This window comes from Frigoribacterium sp. CFBP 13712 (genome assembly GCF_014842255.1).
Lineage (GTDB): Bacteria > Actinomycetota > Actinomycetes > Actinomycetales > Microbacteriaceae > Frigoribacterium.
In genome coordinates this window covers 348,208-363,033 of the sequence record NZ_JACYVH010000002.1, presented here as the reverse complement: position 1 = coordinate 363,033, position 14,826 = coordinate 348,208, and the positions used below count along the sequence as shown (strand labels likewise).

Genomic DNA, 14,826 nt, shown 5'->3' with positions numbered 1-14,826 from the left:
GAGAGGACCGGGGCGCCCGCACCGCCGCACCCTAGGGTGTTGCCATGAGATCACCCTTCACCCCCTACGTCGCCGACGACGCACGGTACTCGAAGCTCGACTACGTACGCACCGGCCGGAGCGGCCTCCGACTGCCGCGCATCTCGCTCGGTCTCTGGAACAACTTCGGCACCGATCGCGCGCTCGAGACCCAGCGCGACATCGTCCTCCGCGCGTTCGACCGCGGCGTCACCCATTTCGACCTCGCGAACAACTACGGGCCCCCCTACGGCTCGGCCGAAGAGCAGTTCGGTCGCATCGTCGCCGCGAACCTGCGCCCGTACCGCGACGAGCTCGTCGTCTCGTCGAAGGCCGGCTACGACATGTGGCCGGGTCCGTACGGCGACGGCGGATCGCGCAAGTACCTGCTGTCGTCGCTCGACGCGAGCCTCGGTCGCCTGGGTCTCGACTACGTCGACGTCTTCTACTCGCACCGGCCCGATCCCGAGACCCCGATCGAGGAGACGATGGGCGCCCTCGCCACGGCCGTCCGCCAGGGCAAGGCCCTCTACGCCGGCATCTCGAACTACTCGCCCGAGCAGACGGTCGCCGCGGCGGACGCGCTCGCCGCCGAGGGGGTGCCGCTGCTCATCCACCAGCCGCGCTACAACATGTTCGACCGCAAGCCCGAGAACGGCCTCTTCGACACCCTTCTCGAGCGCGGGGTCGGATCGATCGTCTTCTCGCCCCTCGCCGGCGGGCTGCTCACCGGGCGCTACCTCTCGGGCGAGGCGCCCGCGGGCTCCCGCATGGCCGAGGGCCGCTGGTTCACCGAAGAGGCCCTCAGCGAGACCTACCTCGAGCGGGTCAGGGGCCTGAACGGCATCGCGGAGGCGCGGGGCCAGTCGCTCGCGCAGCTCGCCCTGACCTGGGTGCTGCGGCAGCCCGCGGTCACGAGCGCGCTCATCGGCGCGTCGTCCGTCGCGCAGCTCGACGACAGCCTCGACGCCCTGCACGGCGCGGCGCTCACGGACGACGAGCTGGCGGCGATCGAGCCGCTCGCGGTCGACGGCACGGGGCGCTGACCGGGCGGGGCGGGGCTGCGGCGGGCTGAGGGGTGGGGGCCGCGGTCGCGGTCGCGCCATCGGGTGCGGTCGGCCGCGGGAATGTCGGTGGTCGACCGTAGCGTCGGAGGTGTTCTCGACAGCATCGGCCGGATGACCTCAGGAGCACCTCATGACCACCACCGCCTTCCCCGCCCCGCACACCCCGCTCGCCTCGGCGAGCACGCACACGCACGACGAACCCCGACTCCAGCTCGACGAGACCCGAGGGGGTCTGCGACTCGTGCAGGTCCGTGACGATCTCGCACGGGTCACCCGCCCGGGCGGGGAGGTGCTCGGGTACGTCGAGCGGTTCGCCGACCCGCAGGGCGAGAAGTACCGGGCCAAGCGGTTCATCGCCCGTCAGCGACGGTTCGTCGAGATCGGCGAGTTCTGGAGTCGCGCGGACGCCACCGACTGCTTCCGCTTCGCCTGATCCGTCGGGCAGGAGTCATTGCCGCGTCGTGGTGCCCCCGGCAGGAATCGAACCTGCGACCAAGAGATGAGAAGCACCGCGAGATCTGCGTCGTGGTGCCCCCGGCAGGAATCGAACCTGCGACCAAGAGATTAGAAGGCTCCTGCTCTATCCGCTGAGCTACGGGGGCGGACGATCAACGATACCGCGCCTCCTCGTCCGTCCCGGCTCCGCCGGGCACCGCGTGGTGAACCGGACACCGCGCCAGCGCGCGGTGTCCGGTTCGTGTCGTGCGGTGTGACGGCGGGTCAGCCGACGGGGTCGGTCAGGTCGTACAGCGTGACCCCGTCGACCTCGGTGGGTGTGAAGTTCGCCTCGACCCAGGCCGCGATGTCGCTCGACTCCGAGCTGCCGCCGTTCGACGCGCCGATCGACCCTCCGACGAAGTAATGGATCTCTCCGTCGGCGACGTACTGCTCGAACTCCTCGAGCGTCGGCGACGGGTCGCTGCCGTTGAACCCGCCGATCGCCATGACGGGATCACCCGTCGCCAACTGATACCCCGCGGCGCCGTTGGAGCCGACGGCAGCCGCCACCCAGGTGTAGTCGTCGGCGTCCGCCCCGACGACGGCGGCCAGTTCGTCGCTGACGGTGTCGGCGCCGAGCAGGGACCCCGCACCGCCGCCGCCCGCACCGCCGCCGCCCGCACCACCGCCTGCGGGTGCCGTCCCGGTGCCGGTGCCCGCGCCTCCTGCCGTCCCTGGCGAGGTCGCCCCGAAACCGCCCGTGGGCATCTGCGGAGGCGTGCCACCCGCTGCGCCGCCGGGCCCGCCGGCACCACCACCGGTGCCGCCTCCGCCGACACCACCCGCGCCACCGCCACCGCCGGCGCCGCCGCCGCCGAATCCGCCGATGCCTCCCGACACCGACGGCCCGGCCGTCACGATCGACCCGGTGTGCGCGGTCGCCACGGTCTCGACCGAGTAGGCGGCCGGAGCGAGGAGCGAGCCGGTGAGCAGCACCGCGAGGGTCGTCACCGTGAGCGTGCGCCCCCGGCGGGGCAGCAGGACGAGCACGGCTCCGATGAGGGCGAGGCCCACGACGACGAACTTGATCCAGGGCTGCCACGACTCGGATCGCGACAGCAGCACCCATGCCCAGGCCCCGGTCAGCAGGGCCGTCACGGCGAGGACGATCCGGACGACGAGGCGGTGTCGACGACGCCACAGCACGTCGGCTCCGGCTCCGAGGGTCACGGCGATCGCCGGCGCCAGGGCGACGGTGTAGTACGCGTGGAAGATGCCCGACATGAAGCTGAAGACGAGCGCGGTCAGCACCATCCAGCCGCCGAAGAGCAGCAGGGTCGCCCGCCGTGCGGAGGTCCGGTGCCGGAAGCCGAGCAGCACCAGCGCGACGAGTCCGACGATCAGCGCGGCGGGCAGCAGCCAGGTGATCTGACCGCCGAACTCGCCGGTGAAGAGTCTCGTGATGCCGGTCTCCCCCCACATGCCGGTCGCCCCGGTGGCCGCACCACCGCCTCCTCCCGTCACGCTGCCGGTCTCGTCACCGGTCAGCCGCCCGAGGCCGTTGTAGCCGAAGGTGAGCTCCAGGAAGGAGTCGTTCTGCGAACCGCCGACGTAGGGCCGCATGCTCTCGGGCACCAGCTCGACGACGGCGACCCACCATCCGGCCGACACGACCACCGCGGCGAGCGCCGCCAGCAGATGCAGCACCCGCTTGCGCAGGATGACGGGCGCCGCGATCAGATAGACGCCGGCCAGCACGGGGAGGATGACGAACGCCTGCAGCTGCTTCGTCAGGAACCCGAAGCCGATGGCGACGCCGGCCCACACCACCCAGCGGATGCGCCCCGACTCGACACCGCGGAGCGTCAGGTACGTCGCGAGGGTCAGCAGCAGCACGAGCAGCGCGTCGGGGTTGTTGAAGCGGAACATCAGCACGGCCACCGGCGTGAGCGCGAGCACACCGCCCGCCACGAAGGCGGCCGTCGCGGAGGAGTGCCTACGCACCGTGGCCCAGACGAGGCCGACGGTCGCCACACCCATCAGCACCTCGGGCAGCAGGATGCTGAACGACGACAACCCGAACAGGCGGACGGACAGCGCCATGAACCACAGGCTGGCCGGCGGCTTGTCGACGGTGATCGAGTTCGCCGCGTCGGACGATCCGTAGAAGAACGCCTCCCAGCTCTGCGAACCCGCCTGCACGGCGGCCGAGTAGAACGAGTTCGCCCACCCGTTCGCCGACAGGTTGATCAGATAGAACCCAGCGGTCGCGACGAGCAGGGCGATGAAGGCGGGGCGCTCCCACGCCGCCGCTCCCTCCCGGCCGCGGACGAAGCGTCGACCGAGAGAACGGAGGCGCGGGCCGGCAGCACGCGCAGCCTCCGGACGGTCGGCGAGAGGACGGTCGGCGAGAGGACGCTCGACCGGCATCGAGGTCGTGCCGGCGCTCATCGGCCGACCGCCGTGACGTCGTCGTCGCCCGTGACCGTGCCGGACAGCGCGGTCGGGTCGGGCGCCGTGCCCGGTGACTCTCGGGGCATCCGGTCGTCGGCCGGGCCCGGGGTGACGTGCGTCGCCTCCGACCGGAACACCCAGACCCGCAGCAGCACGAACCGCAGCACGGTCGCGACGAGGTTCGCCGCGGTCAGGACGACGAGCTCGGCGTGCGCGTCGGCCGACGGCGCCGCCGCATGCAGCACCACGAGCGACCCCGAGGTGAGCAGCCACGCGAGCATGAAGACGCCGAGCCCCTGCAGCTGATGGCGGGCGACGCCCCGCGCGCCTCGGACCCCGAACGTGAACCGCCGGTTGGCCGCCGTGTTCAGCACGGCTGTGACGAGCAGCGAGAGGAAGTTCGCCGACTGGGCGGGCATCACCTGCTGCGCCACGAGGTACAGCAGCGCGTAGGCCGCCGTCGAGGCCACGCCCACGGCTCCGAACCTCACCACCTGCGAGAAGAAGGCAGGAGGCGCGGAGGACTCGAACGGGCGCCTCCCGATCGCCTCGTACACGGCCTGGACGGGGATCGTGCCCCGCGCGATGCCCGCACCGACGCGCACCATGCCCTTGAGGTCGGCCGTCGCCGTCGCCACGATGTCGACCGAGCTGTCGGGATCGTCGACCCAGTCGACCGGCACCTCGTGGATCCGCAGGCCCGACCGCTCGGCCAGGATCAGCAGCTCCGTGTCGAAGAACCACCCGGTGTCCTCGACGAGCGGCAGCAGCTGCGCGGCGGCATCGCGCCGGATCGCCTTGAACCCGCACTGCGCGTCGCTGAAGCCGACCCCCATCGTGCGTCGCAGCAGGAAGTTGTAGCTGCGCGAGATGAACTCGCGCCTGCCGCCTCGCACGACGCGAGACGAGCGGCTGAGCCGGGTGCCGATGGCGAGGTCGGAGTGCCCCGACAGCAGCGGCGCCACGAGGGGGCCGAGGGCCGAGAGGTCGGTGGAGAGGTCTTCGTCGAGGTAGACGAGCACCTCGGCCGGCGACTCCGACCAGACCTGCTTGAGGGCCCGACCCCGCCCCTTCTCGGCGAGATGGACGGCGGTGACGCCGGGCAGCCGGGCCACGAGCAGGTCGGCGAGCTCGGCCGTGCCGTCGGTGCTGGCGTTGTCGGCGATGGTCACTCGCCAGCGTTCGGCGACGTGTCGCGTCAGGTGGGCGTGCAGGTCGCCGATGCTGGTCTCGAGCGTGTCGGCCTCGTCGTGGACGGGCACGACGATGTCGAGCCGCAACGGACCGGCGGGGGCGGGCAGGGGTCTGAGGATGTCGTCGTCTGGCATGCGACCACGCTCGACGACCTGGCTATCGGCCCCCTTGCACGAGCCGATGGCTGCGCCGCGCGATCCCTATGGACCACCTATGCCCGGGGCTCCTAGAGTGCGAGCGCGAGCGCCCCGAGCAGCTTGTCGAGCGTCGGCGCGCCCTCGGCCCGGAACACGACCTCGCCGTCGTCGCGGGTGACGACGATCGTCGGGGTGCTGCGCACGTCGCGCGCCTCGGCGTCGCCCGGTCGGTGGGCCACATCGGCCTCGTCGACCGAGAGCCCCGGCACCAGGGCGCGGGCCTCGGCGACGACGGCGCGAGCCGCGTGGCAGGGACCGCAGAAGGCGGACGTGTACAGCTCGAGCATCATGCCGGGCACAACGAGGAGGCGCGGGGGAATGTTCCCCCGCGCCTCCTGCGGTCCTGCTGTCGGTGGCCGGAGCCCCCGCTGTCAGTTGTCGCGGTCGTCGTTCCGGTCTTCGGGGTCGACGACCGGGTCGCTGTCCCTCACGTCGAGCGAGTAGTGCACCTGCAGCTGCTCGCCGACCATCTTCGCCTCGGTGGCGGTGTAGACGATGCCGGTCTCCATGCCGTCGACCAGCACGAAGTCGGTGATCTCGTCGTCGTAGCCGCCGTCGGTGCTGATGCGCGTGTCGGTGGCGCCATCGCTGGGGCCGCCCTCGAAGAAGACGACGTACTCGGATCCCTCGGCCACGGTGGGCTTGCTGTCTGTCATGCCACAGGTCTACCAGGAGGCGCGGAGTCGGTGCCCAGGTTGCCTCCGGCGATCCGTCCACTCGAACTGATTAGCCAAGCTATATAGCTTGGCTATAGACTGCTCGGCATGACTTCACAGCCGACCGACATCCTGGAATCCCTCCTGACGTCGACCCATCGCCTGACGCGCATCGCCGCGCAGGAGACCGGCCGCACCACCTCCCCCGCCGTCTGGCGCACACTGTCGATCCTCACGACAGACGGCAGCCTGCGGGTGGGCGACCTCGCCAAGGCGAGCCGCGTCAGCCAACCGACCATGACGAAGCTCCTCCGCGGGCTCGTCGACGACGAGCTCGTCTACCGCATCGCCGACGTCGACGACTCGCGCGCCTGGCTGATCGCGATCAGCGACAAGGGCACCCGAGCCCTCGTCGACTGGCGGGCCCAGCTGGCCGACGCCCTCGGGGCGCTGTTCGCCGACCTCGACGAGGCCGAATGGGGCGTGCTCGACCACGCCGCGCAGCTGCTCGCCACCCGCGTGAGCACCGAGGCGGTGCCCGCATGAGCCGCGCCTCCTCGTCCGCCGTCACCGCGCCTCCGGCAGCCCCCTCGAAACCCAGCATCCTGCACCAGCCGACGGCGGTCTGGGCCATCGCGTTCGCCTGCGTCGTCGCGTTCATGGGCATCGGCCTCGTCGACCCGATCCTGCCCGCGATCGCCGAGTCGCTGAGAGCGACGCCGACTCAGACCGAGCTGCTCTTCACCAGCTACCTCGCGGTCACCGGGGTCGCGATGTTCTTCACCAGCTACGTCTCGAGCCGACTCGGCGCGAAGAGGACCCTGCTGATCGGGCTGGCGCTGATCGTCGTGTTCGCCCTGCTCGCAGCCACGAGCGGCGACGTCGGATCGATCATCGGGTTCCGTGCCGGCTGGGGGCTCGGCAACGCGCTCTTCATCTCGACGGCCCTCGCCACGATCGTGGGCGCCGCGAGCGGCGGCACGGCCTCGGCGATCATCCTGTACGAGGCGGCGCTCGGGCTCGGCATCGCGATCGGACCGCTGATCGGCGGCCTGCTGGGCTCGGTGAGCTGGCGCGGCCCGTTCTTCGGCGTGACGACCCTGATGGCCGTGGCGTTCATCGCGATCGTGCTGTTCCTGAAATCCGGCTCGATGGAGAAGCCGACGCCGACCCGGCTCTCGGCGCCCTTCCGCGCCCTGGCCCGTCCGGCGCTCGGCGCCCTCGCCGCGACCGCGCTGTTCTACAACATCGGCTTCTTCGTGCTGCTCGCCTACACGCCCTATCCGCTCGGCTTCGGCGCACTCGGCATCGGCTTCACGTTCTTCGGCTGGGGCGTCGGGCTGGCCGTCACCTCGGTCTGGGTCGCGCCGATGCTCACGGCCCGGATGAAGCGCACCACCGTGCTGAAGATCGCCCTCCCCCTGCTGGCGCTCGACCTCGTCGCCGCAGCGATCGTCGTCGGCACCCCTGCGACCCTGGTCGTCTGCGTCGTCGTCGGCGGGCTCGTGCTCGGCGTGCTCAACACGGTTCTGACCGAGTCGGTGATGGAGGCCACCGACCTGCCCCGCTCGGTCGCCTCGAGCGCCTACTCGGGCGTGAGGTTCCTCGGCGGAGCGATGGCGCCTCCGGTCGCGACCCTGCTGGCCGACACGATCGCGCCGAGCGCGGCGTACGTGTTCGCCGCGGCGAGCGTCGCCGTCGCCCTCGTGGTGGTGATCGCGGCCCGCAAGGCCCTCCGTCGCGTCGACGACGGGCCCGAGCCGGCCGCCGTCGAGGCCGAGGCCATCGGGGCGGGCGACCTGACCTGAGGTGCCGACCCGCGCCTCCTCGGCTCCCCCGCCGTCGAGGAGTCACGACACGCCGCTCGCCCCACGAGGCGGGCGGCGTGTCGTGACTCATGGACCGGCCCCGAGGAGGCGCGGTGCCCGACGGCCACGCGGCTAGACTCCCCCCATGGCTTCAGCGAACGACCGTCTGGTCTGGATCGACTGCGAGATGACCGGTCTCGACCTCAGCGTCGACGAACTGGTCGAGGTCGCCGTCGTGATCACCGACTTCGACCTCACCCCCGTCCACCCCGGCTTCACGATCGTGATCAAGCCCGATCAGTCGGCGCTCGACAACATGGGCGACTTCGTCACCGAGATGCACACGTCGTCGGGTCTGATCGACGAGATCCCGAACGGCGTCAGCCTGGCCGAGGCCGAATTCGAGGTGCTCGAGTACATCCTCAAGCACGTGCCCACGAAGCAGCAGGCGCCGCTCGCCGGCAACACCATCGGCACCGACCGGGCGTTCCTCGCGAAGTACATGCCGCGCGTCGACGGTCACCTGCACTACCGCAGCATCGACGTGTCGTCGATCAAGGAGCTCGCCCGGCGCTGGTTCCCCCGCGTGTACTTCAACGCCCCGCAGAAGAACGGCGGCCACCGTGCGCTCGCCGACATCCTCGAGTCGATCCGCGAGCTCGAGTACTACCGTCGCGCCGGCTTCGTCTCGGAGCCCGGCCCGACCACCGAAGAGGTGCAGGCGATCTCGAAGACCGTCGTGGACGAATGGGCCTCCAGGCTGTAGTAGAGTCTTCTCGTTGCAACCGCTTCGGCGAGTGCACATGGTGGGTATAGCTCAGCTGGTAGAGCGCCTGGTTGTGGTCTAGGAGGCCGCGGGTTCAAGCCCCGTTACTCACCCTGATGAGACAAAGAAGCCCCGCCCTCGTGGCGGGGCTTCTTTGTGCGCCCAGGGGAAGACGGACGGGGCGTGCGAGAGTAGGCGCGTGGACGAACCGCACCGACTTGACGACGACGGGCCGTCGGGGATCGACCCGGCCGCGATCAGCGCCGAGCGCTTCGACGAGATGGTCGTCGATCAGCTCGATCTGCTGCCCGACGACATGGTCGACGGGCTCGACAACATCGTCTTCGTCACCGAAGACCGCCCCGAAGACGGCTCACTCGACCTGCTCGGCCTGTACGACGGCGTCGCTCTGACCGAACGGGGCCAGTACGGCTTCGGCGAGCTGCCCGACCGCATCATCCTCTACCGCGAACCGCACCTGGCCGCCGTGGACGACGAGGAGGCGCTGGCCGACGAGATCCACGTCACCCTCGTCCACGAGATCGCCCACTTCTACGGCATCGACGACGAGCAGCTGCACGAGCTCGGCTGGGCCTGACCGCGCGAGGGGGCCGACTGCGCCGGCAGCACGACCGCCGGCAGGGTCATCCGCTGCTCTTCGTCGTCGATCCGTTACCGAACGGTCGCTTTACGGCAGCGGGCACGCCATAGAGTCGAGGTGCGCTCGACATGGCCCCTGGTGGCCGTGCGACACACCGACCACCAGAGGGGGAACCATGAAGTCCAGCACCACCGTCCGCACCATCGCCGCCTTCGCCGTCGCGGTCGGACTCACCGCGACCATCGCCGTCCCGGCTCAGGCCAAGGGCGGGGCCACCGGGGGGTACGGGACCATCGTCGGCTTCTCGGACTTCCCCTCGAGCCCGGTACTCGCCGGTTCCGTCGTGTTCGGGCGTATGAACGACTCGCTCTTCGTCGGCGACTGGGATGGCGACGGCCGAGACAGTCTCGCCGCGCGTCGCGGCAACACCTACTACCTGCAGCCCGAGACGACGGCGGCCTACACGGACCGCGCAGTCTCTTACGGGAAGACCACCGACGAGACCTATGTGGGCGACTGGGACGGCGACGGCGTCGCGACACTCGCCGTGCGTCGCGGCAGCACCTTCCACTTCACTAATCGCTGGGAGGGCGGCAAGGCCGACTTCTCGATCGCATTCGGCCGCTCGGGCGACCGGATCTTCGTCGGCGACTGGGACGGTGACGGCAGAGACTCCCTTGCCATCCTCCGTAACGGCCTTTTCCACATCACGAACGACCTCTCGACGGCGCGCACCGCTCGGGTCGTCGACGTGGAGGCTCGGTTCCCGACGGCGCTCATCACCGTCGGCGACTGGGACGGCGACGGTGAGGACACGCTCGGATTCCGGTTCCCCTACGCACCGCCCCGCCAGCAGGGACACTCGGATTGGGCGCTCTACAACGACCTGGAGATGACGCAGCCCGCCACGGGCACCGATCGGTACGGCCTGCAGTTCCGTTACGGCCCCGGCACGGGTGCCGCCTTCGCCGGCGACTGGGACGGCGACGGCAAGGACACCCTCGGCGGTCGTGGAGGCGGTTCGTTCTGATCCGATCGCTCGCACGAGCTCGGCGGGGCCTGACCGCCCGAGGCGGAGCCGGGCCGGTGGACGGCCGCCGTCAGCCCACCACCTGATACCCGAACGCGACCTCTCCGCGCTGAGCAGCCGGCAGCGGCTCGACGACGCAGATCTCGACGTGGTCCTTCGTGACCGAGACGTAGGGTCGGCTCGCTGCGGCGGCGGCCGACTGCGCCGTCAGCACGACCGTCGGCGGGGTGGCGAACGGTGCGGCGAACCTCAGTCGCACCTGGGGCCCCGCCTTCGCGGCCGCCCCGGGCGTGTAGCGCACGGAACCCGCCGAGTCGCCGCCCGCCGCGACGATCTGCGCCGCACCGAGCGCGGCCGCCGGCAGCGGCTGAGCCGTCGGCGCGGTCGCGCGCCCCGCGAGCAGATGGCGGCCGACCTCGACGTCCGCCGCCGTCGTGACGCCGCCGGGCCAACCCCAGACGGGCAGCGCCCGAGCGGGTCGCTCGTCACGCACCGGCGACGCCCCCTTCGACAGCTGGATGCGCGTGGTCGGATCGATCATCACGTTCGCGCCGTAATCGGCCCCGACGGCGACGGCCGCCCCGGTGAAGCGTCCGAGCCGCGTGCCGATCAGGGCGAAGTCGTCGCCGTTCGTCAGACGCACGAGGTGGTCGTTCGCCGTCGCCTTCGCCGGGTCGACGCCGAGCAGCGCCCCGCCCACCACGCGGATCCCCCCTTCGAGCACGACACCGCGCGGACGCTGCCGCCGATGCTCGATCAGGGGCCCGCCGCCGCCGTAGAGGAACGGGCTGACGAGCTCGACGTGACGGACGTTCCCCACCCGGATCACCGCCTCCGGCGCGGATCCGGTCTGCAGCGCCTCGATGTGCGGGGCGACCAGTCGCACGAACTCGACGAAGTGCTCGCCCGACCCGCCCCAGCCGAGGTCGAGCGCGGGCCCCGGACTGCCTTCGATGGTCAGATCGACGCAGGTGAGCGTGTTCGAGTTCGTCAGGCTCATCTCGGCCGGCGGCGACCTGACCACCATCGCGGCGTCGGTCTCGGTGCCGCAGTTGTTGACGAAGACGTCCGACCAGAACGCGTTGTTGACCCGCTGGGCGAGCAGAGCCGTGCCCGCCACGTTGGCGAGGTGCACCCGGTCGAAGCGCGACTCGAACCCGTTGTCGACCCGAAGCAGCGGCGCGTCTGATCCGTTGCCCTGCAGGGTCAGCCCCTCGAGGGTCGTACCCGGGCCCGTCACCACGACCATCGGCGCGGTCGACGTGGGCAGGTGGCGCAGGTTGACCCCGCCGCTCGTCCCCGACCCGTACCGGCTGATGTCGGCGCCCAGCCCCTGGATCTTGACGAGCATCGGCACCGAGACGGAGTCGATCAGATACGCGCCGGCCGGCACCACGACGCGACCGCGCACCTTGGCGGCGAGATCGAGGGCCTGCTGGAACGCCACGGTGTCGTTCGTCCGCCCGTCGCCGCGTGCCCCGATCCGTTTCACGTCGACCGCGACGTGAGGGTCGTCCGCATCGGTCGGGCCGGCCGCGACGGCGGGTGCTGCTCCCGCGCCGTCGAGGACGAGCGCTGCCGCCGCCACGGTCGCGCCCGCGGCGAGGAACAGCCGTCGACTGCCGTATCGTCCACCGGAATCCGAAGTACTCACATGCCACCCACTCTCATGAGACCAGGGCATTCATGCACTGGCCTCGGAAAGGCTAACGCGTGTGAGCCGATCGCGCCAGGTCGACCACCCCGGGGTCGAACGAGCCCGCGCCTGCCTACGCGTCGACGACGATGTCGGCGAGCGTCCGAGGCGCATGCCTGGCCAGATGCCGCTCCTCCTGCTCGGCCCAGACGTCCCACCACGGCTCGTAGGCGGCTCCGTCGCGTGCGAGCGCCCGTCGTCGTCGCTCGTCGCGATCGAGCTCGAGCCAGACCCGCGTCGTCGCCAGAGCCGAGGAGGCGCGGGTCACCGACCCCGCACCCTCCACGATCACCGAGACGGCCGGGTCGAGGGCCGCCCACTCCCCCGGTCGGTCCAGCTGCCAGTCCCATCGCCGCCAGCCGCGGGGCGTCCCCCGCAGGATCGTCGTCGGCACGGCCTCCGACGCCGCCTCGAGTCCGTGCCAGCCCGGGTAGACGTCGTCGAGGTGGACGAGGCGGACGGGACCGAGGTGTGCGGGCCAGGCGTCGGACAGTCGGCGTGACAGCGTCGTCTTGCCCGAACCGGAGCGGCCGTCGATCAGGACGACGGCGGGCTGGTCGGCGACCCGCGCCTCCTCGGTGTGCTGCAGGATGCGCTCGATCACGGCGTCGACGCGGTCAGGCAAGGACGAACGACCAGGTCGAGGCGGCGACGGCGGCCGTCACGGCGATCGCGGCCACGGCGACGCCGAGACCGACGAGCACGACGTCGCGCCCGGCGAACACCGACGGGCGGGCCCAGGTGCGGGGCTCGTCCGAGCCGAAGCCCTTGGCCTCCATCGCGGTCGCGAGCTTGCTCCCGCGGCGGACCGACAGCACGAGCAGGGCGAAGGCCTGCTGACCGAAACGCCGGAGGGCCCCGATCGGACCGCCCGAGTCGGCGACGCCGCGCGCCCGACGGGCCAGAGCCAGCTGACGCCAGTCGTCCATGAACAGCCCCACGAGACGGAGACCGGCGAGCGCACCCAGCACGAACCGGGCCGGGAGGCGGAGCACCTGGCCGAGACCGTCGGCCAGGTCGGTGGGGTCGGTGGTCGCGAGGAGGACGATGCCCGGGATGCCGACGGCGAGGATGCGGAGGCCGATCGCGGCCGCCAGGGAGAGCGACCCCTCGGTGACCGACACCACCCACCAGTCGATCAGGACGGCGCCTCCGTCACGACCGTAGACCGCGGTCACCAGCACCGAGGAGGGGGCGGCGATCCAGAGCGGGAAGGTGCGGACGGCGAGCTGCCGGGCCGTCAGCCCCGCCCAGGGCAGGAGCATCAGCTCGAGGGCGAGCGCCGTCCCCGCCGAGACCCAGTCGATCGAGAGCAGCAGCACGACCGCGATGACGAGGGCGGCCAGCAGCTTCGCGACCGGGTTGACGCGGCCCACGACGCCGGTGGTCTCGATGGTGGTCAGGATGCTCACGACGCCCCTCCGGTCGCCGAGCCGGCCGGCAGGTCGAGGACGTCGTCGGCCAGGGCCGCCACGAGATCGGCGTCATGCGTCACCGTCACGACCGCCCGGCCGTCGTCGAGGAGCTCGGCGAGGAACGCCACGAGCTCGCGCCAGGTGCGGGCGTCCTGACCGAAGGTGGGCTCGTCGAGCACGAGCACCGACGGCCGCGAGGCCAGGATCGTCGCGACGGACAGTCGGCGCTTCTCCCCGCCGGAGAGCGTGAACGGGTTCGCCGCGGCGAGGTGGTCGAGGCGCAGACGCTCGAGCAGCGCGTCGACCCGGCGGTCGATCTCGGCGGCGGGGACGCCCAGCGCCCGCGGTCCCACGGCCAGCTCGCGCCGCAGCGTCGTCGAGAGGAACTGGTGCTCCGGGTCCTGGAAGACCGTGCCGATGCGGGTCAGCAGCTGGCGCGGTCGCCATCGCACGGGCGACTGCCCGGCCTCGCCCGCCAGCGCCGACGACGCGACGAGCCGACCGGCCACCGGCGGCAGGAGACCCGCCACGGTGAGGGCGAGCGTCGACTTGCCGGCGCCGTTCGGCCCCGTCACGGCCAGCGCTCGGCCGGCGACGACCGACAGACCGACGTCGGAGGCCACCGCCGCACCGCGCGGGCCGCGCCGACCGACGGCGAGTCCGTGCGCCTCGAGCAGCGTGTCACCGGTCGCCCGTCTCCGCGGGGGCGTCGGGACGTCGACCCCGGGCACCCAGACGCCCGCGGCGGTCAGCGTGTCGCGCTGCGCCCGGAGGACCTCGTCGGGTCTGCCGTCGGCGAGCACTCCCCCGTCGGCGGCGAGCACGACGACGCGATCGACGACGGGCAGCCACACCGAGACGCGGTGCTCGACCACGACCAGCGTGGCGTCGGTCGCCTCGGCGACCCGGGCCACGGCGTCGCGCACCTCGACGACGCCGACCGGGTCGAGGTTCGCGGTGGGCTCGTCGAGGAGGAGCAGCCCGGGTCGCATCGCCAACGCGCCGGCGAGCGCCAGACGCTGCTTCTGACCGCCGCTGAGCTCGGAGGTCGAGGCGGCGAGCGGCAGGTCGAGCCCGACGGCATCGAGCGACTCGTGCACCCGGCGCCAGATCTCGTCGCGCGGCACGGCGAGGTTCTCGCAGCCGAAGGCCACGTCGTCGCCCACGCGGGCGAGCACCACCTGCGAGTCCGGGTCCTGCAGCACGAGCCCGACGCGCCCGCGCTGCGAGGCGGGCGGCCTCCCGTCGACGAGCAGCTCGCCCTCGGCGTCGCCGTCCTCGTCGCCGCCCAGCACGCCGGCCAGACCGGCGAGCAGCGTCGACTTGCCGGCACCGGAGGCTCCGAGCAGCAGCACCTTCTCACCGGGCTCGATGTCGAGGTCGAGGCCCGAGACCGCGCGGGCGCGCCGTCCCGCGTGCCGCCAGCCCCACCCGCGGGCCGTCACGCGGGCCCCGCCCGGTGCGGGCACCGACGCCACGCCCGCGC

At 71.8% G+C, this 14,826-nt stretch carries 15 protein-coding genes and 2 tRNA genes; 8 read left to right on the top strand and 9 right to left on the bottom strand.

The genetic code is table 11. The features are described from left to right. Positions 1-44: 44 nt before the first annotated feature. Complete coding sequence (locus IFT51_RS05315) at positions 45-1,064, top strand: aldo/keto reductase (RefSeq protein WP_192059924.1); 1,020 nt, start codon at positions 45-47, stop codon at positions 1,062-1,064. 151 nt (positions 1,065-1,215) lie between these two features. Further along, positions 1,216-1,518: a hypothetical protein gene (locus IFT51_RS05310; RefSeq protein WP_243214205.1), complete on the top strand. Its 303-nt coding sequence runs from the start codon at positions 1,216-1,218 to the stop codon at positions 1,516-1,518. A 93-nt stretch (positions 1,519-1,611) separates the two neighbouring features. Here the strand turns inward: IFT51_RS05310 and IFT51_RS05305 are convergent. The 5 genes from IFT51_RS05305 to IFT51_RS05285 all read right to left on the bottom strand — a co-directional run bounded on the left by IFT51_RS05305 (position 1,612) and on the right by IFT51_RS05285 (position 6,024). Continuing rightward, positions 1,612-1,687 (bottom strand) — tRNA-Arg (locus IFT51_RS05305). Between the two features lie 118 nt (positions 1,688-1,805). Then, positions 1,806-3,953, bottom strand: a complete 2,148-nt coding sequence (locus tag IFT51_RS05300; protein WP_371740709.1) for a glycosyltransferase family 39 protein — start codon at positions 3,951-3,953, stop codon at positions 1,806-1,808. A 17-nt stretch (positions 3,954-3,970) separates the two neighbouring features. Further along, the gene (locus IFT51_RS05295) at positions 3,971-5,305 is read right to left on the bottom strand and encodes a bifunctional glycosyltransferase family 2/GtrA family protein (protein ID WP_192059920.1); all 1,335 of its coding nucleotides are present in this window, start codon (positions 5,303-5,305) and stop codon (positions 3,971-3,973) included. Positions 5,306-5,397: 92 nt separating this feature from the next. Next, positions 5,398-5,658 carry a thioredoxin domain-containing protein gene (locus tag IFT51_RS05290; RefSeq protein ID WP_192059919.1) on the bottom strand — a complete coding sequence of 87 codons (261 nt, stop codon included), beginning with the start codon at positions 5,656-5,658 and terminating at the stop codon, positions 5,398-5,400. Between the two features lie 81 nt (positions 5,659-5,739). Further along, complete coding sequence (locus IFT51_RS05285) at positions 5,740-6,024, bottom strand: oligoribonuclease (protein WP_192059917.1); 285 nt, start codon at positions 6,022-6,024, stop codon at positions 5,740-5,742. A gap of 108 nt (positions 6,025-6,132) precedes the next feature. Here IFT51_RS05285 and IFT51_RS05280 point away from each other — a divergent pair, with 108 nt between their 5' ends. From IFT51_RS05280 to IFT51_RS05255, 6 genes are all read left to right on the top strand, one after another. Further along, positions 6,133-6,570: a MarR family winged helix-turn-helix transcriptional regulator gene (locus IFT51_RS05280; RefSeq protein ID WP_192059916.1), complete on the top strand. Its 438-nt coding sequence runs from the start codon at positions 6,133-6,135 to the stop codon at positions 6,568-6,570. Beyond that, entirely contained in the window at positions 6,567-7,832 is a 1,266-nt protein-coding gene (locus IFT51_RS05275; RefSeq protein WP_192059914.1) for an MFS transporter, read from the top strand. Before IFT51_RS05280 ends, IFT51_RS05275 begins: the two co-directional genes overlap by 4 nt. A gap of 145 nt (positions 7,833-7,977) precedes the next feature. Then, positions 7,978-8,598 carry an oligoribonuclease gene (gene orn / locus IFT51_RS05270; RefSeq protein WP_192059912.1) on the top strand — a complete coding sequence of 207 codons (621 nt, stop codon included), beginning with the start codon at positions 7,978-7,980 and terminating at the stop codon, positions 8,596-8,598. 40 nt (positions 8,599-8,638) lie between these two features. Beyond that, positions 8,639-8,711: transfer RNA gene (locus IFT51_RS05265), tRNA-His, on the top strand. Positions 8,712-8,878: 167 nt separating this feature from the next. Next, positions 8,879-9,196, top strand: coding sequence for a metallopeptidase family protein (locus IFT51_RS05260; RefSeq protein WP_192060196.1), 318 nt, complete (start codon positions 8,879-8,881; stop codon positions 9,194-9,196). Between the two features lie 178 nt (positions 9,197-9,374). Next, positions 9,375-10,229, top strand: coding sequence for a hypothetical protein (locus IFT51_RS05255; RefSeq protein WP_192059910.1), 855 nt, complete (start codon positions 9,375-9,377; stop codon positions 10,227-10,229). A 70-nt stretch (positions 10,230-10,299) separates the two neighbouring features. Here the strand turns inward: IFT51_RS05255 and IFT51_RS05250 are convergent, their stop codons facing one another. The 4 genes from IFT51_RS05250 to IFT51_RS05235 form a co-directional block, all read right to left on the bottom strand. Then, positions 10,300-11,883, bottom strand: coding sequence for a glycosyl hydrolase family 28-related protein (locus tag IFT51_RS05250; RefSeq protein ID WP_192059908.1), 1,584 nt, complete (start codon positions 11,881-11,883; stop codon positions 10,300-10,302). 115 nt (positions 11,884-11,998) lie between these two features. Next, a complete protein-coding gene (locus IFT51_RS05245) occupies positions 11,999-12,550 on the bottom strand; it encodes a zeta toxin family protein (RefSeq protein WP_244636927.1) in 552 nt (183 codons plus the stop codon). Further along, on the bottom strand, positions 12,543-13,337 hold the full coding sequence (locus tag IFT51_RS05240; RefSeq protein WP_371740691.1) for an energy-coupling factor transporter transmembrane protein EcfT: 795 nt from the start codon (positions 13,335-13,337) through the stop codon (positions 12,543-12,545). Before IFT51_RS05240 ends, IFT51_RS05245 begins: the two co-directional genes overlap by 8 nt. Further along, positions 13,334-14,818, bottom strand: a complete 1,485-nt coding sequence (locus IFT51_RS05235; protein WP_371740690.1) for an ABC transporter ATP-binding protein — start codon at positions 14,816-14,818, stop codon at positions 13,334-13,336. Before IFT51_RS05235 ends, IFT51_RS05240 begins: the two co-directional genes overlap by 4 nt. Between the last annotated feature and the right edge of the window lie 8 nt (positions 14,819-14,826).

Bases quoted from the DNA above. Each gene is read 5' to 3' on its own strand.
- IFT51_RS05315 (WP_192059924.1), top strand. From the start codon at position 45: ATGAGATCACCCTTCACCCCCTACGTCGCCGACGACGCACGGTACTCG.
- IFT51_RS05310 (WP_243214205.1), top strand. From the start codon at position 1,216: ATGACCACCACCGCCTTCCCCGCCCCGCACACCCCGCTCGCCTCGGCG.
- IFT51_RS05300 (WP_371740709.1), bottom strand. From the start codon at position 3,953: ATGCCGGTCGAGCGTCCTCTCGCCGACCGTCCTCTCGCCGACCGTCCG.
- IFT51_RS05295 (WP_192059920.1), bottom strand. From the start codon at position 5,305: ATGCCAGACGACGACATCCTCAGACCCCTGCCCGCCCCCGCCGGTCCG.
- IFT51_RS05290 (WP_192059919.1), bottom strand. From the start codon at position 5,658: ATGATGCTCGAGCTGTACACGTCCGCCTTCTGCGGTCCCTGCCACGCG.
- IFT51_RS05285 (WP_192059917.1), bottom strand. From the start codon at position 6,024: ATGACAGACAGCAAGCCCACCGTGGCCGAGGGATCCGAGTACGTCGTC.
- IFT51_RS05280 (WP_192059916.1), top strand. From the start codon at position 6,133: ATGACTTCACAGCCGACCGACATCCTGGAATCCCTCCTGACGTCGACC.
- IFT51_RS05275 (WP_192059914.1), top strand. From the start codon at position 6,567: ATGAGCCGCGCCTCCTCGTCCGCCGTCACCGCGCCTCCGGCAGCCCCC.
- orn (WP_192059912.1), top strand. From the start codon at position 7,978: ATGGCTTCAGCGAACGACCGTCTGGTCTGGATCGACTGCGAGATGACC.
- IFT51_RS05260 (WP_192060196.1), top strand. From the start codon at position 8,879: ATGGTCGTCGATCAGCTCGATCTGCTGCCCGACGACATGGTCGACGGG.
- IFT51_RS05255 (WP_192059910.1), top strand. From the start codon at position 9,375: ATGAAGTCCAGCACCACCGTCCGCACCATCGCCGCCTTCGCCGTCGCG.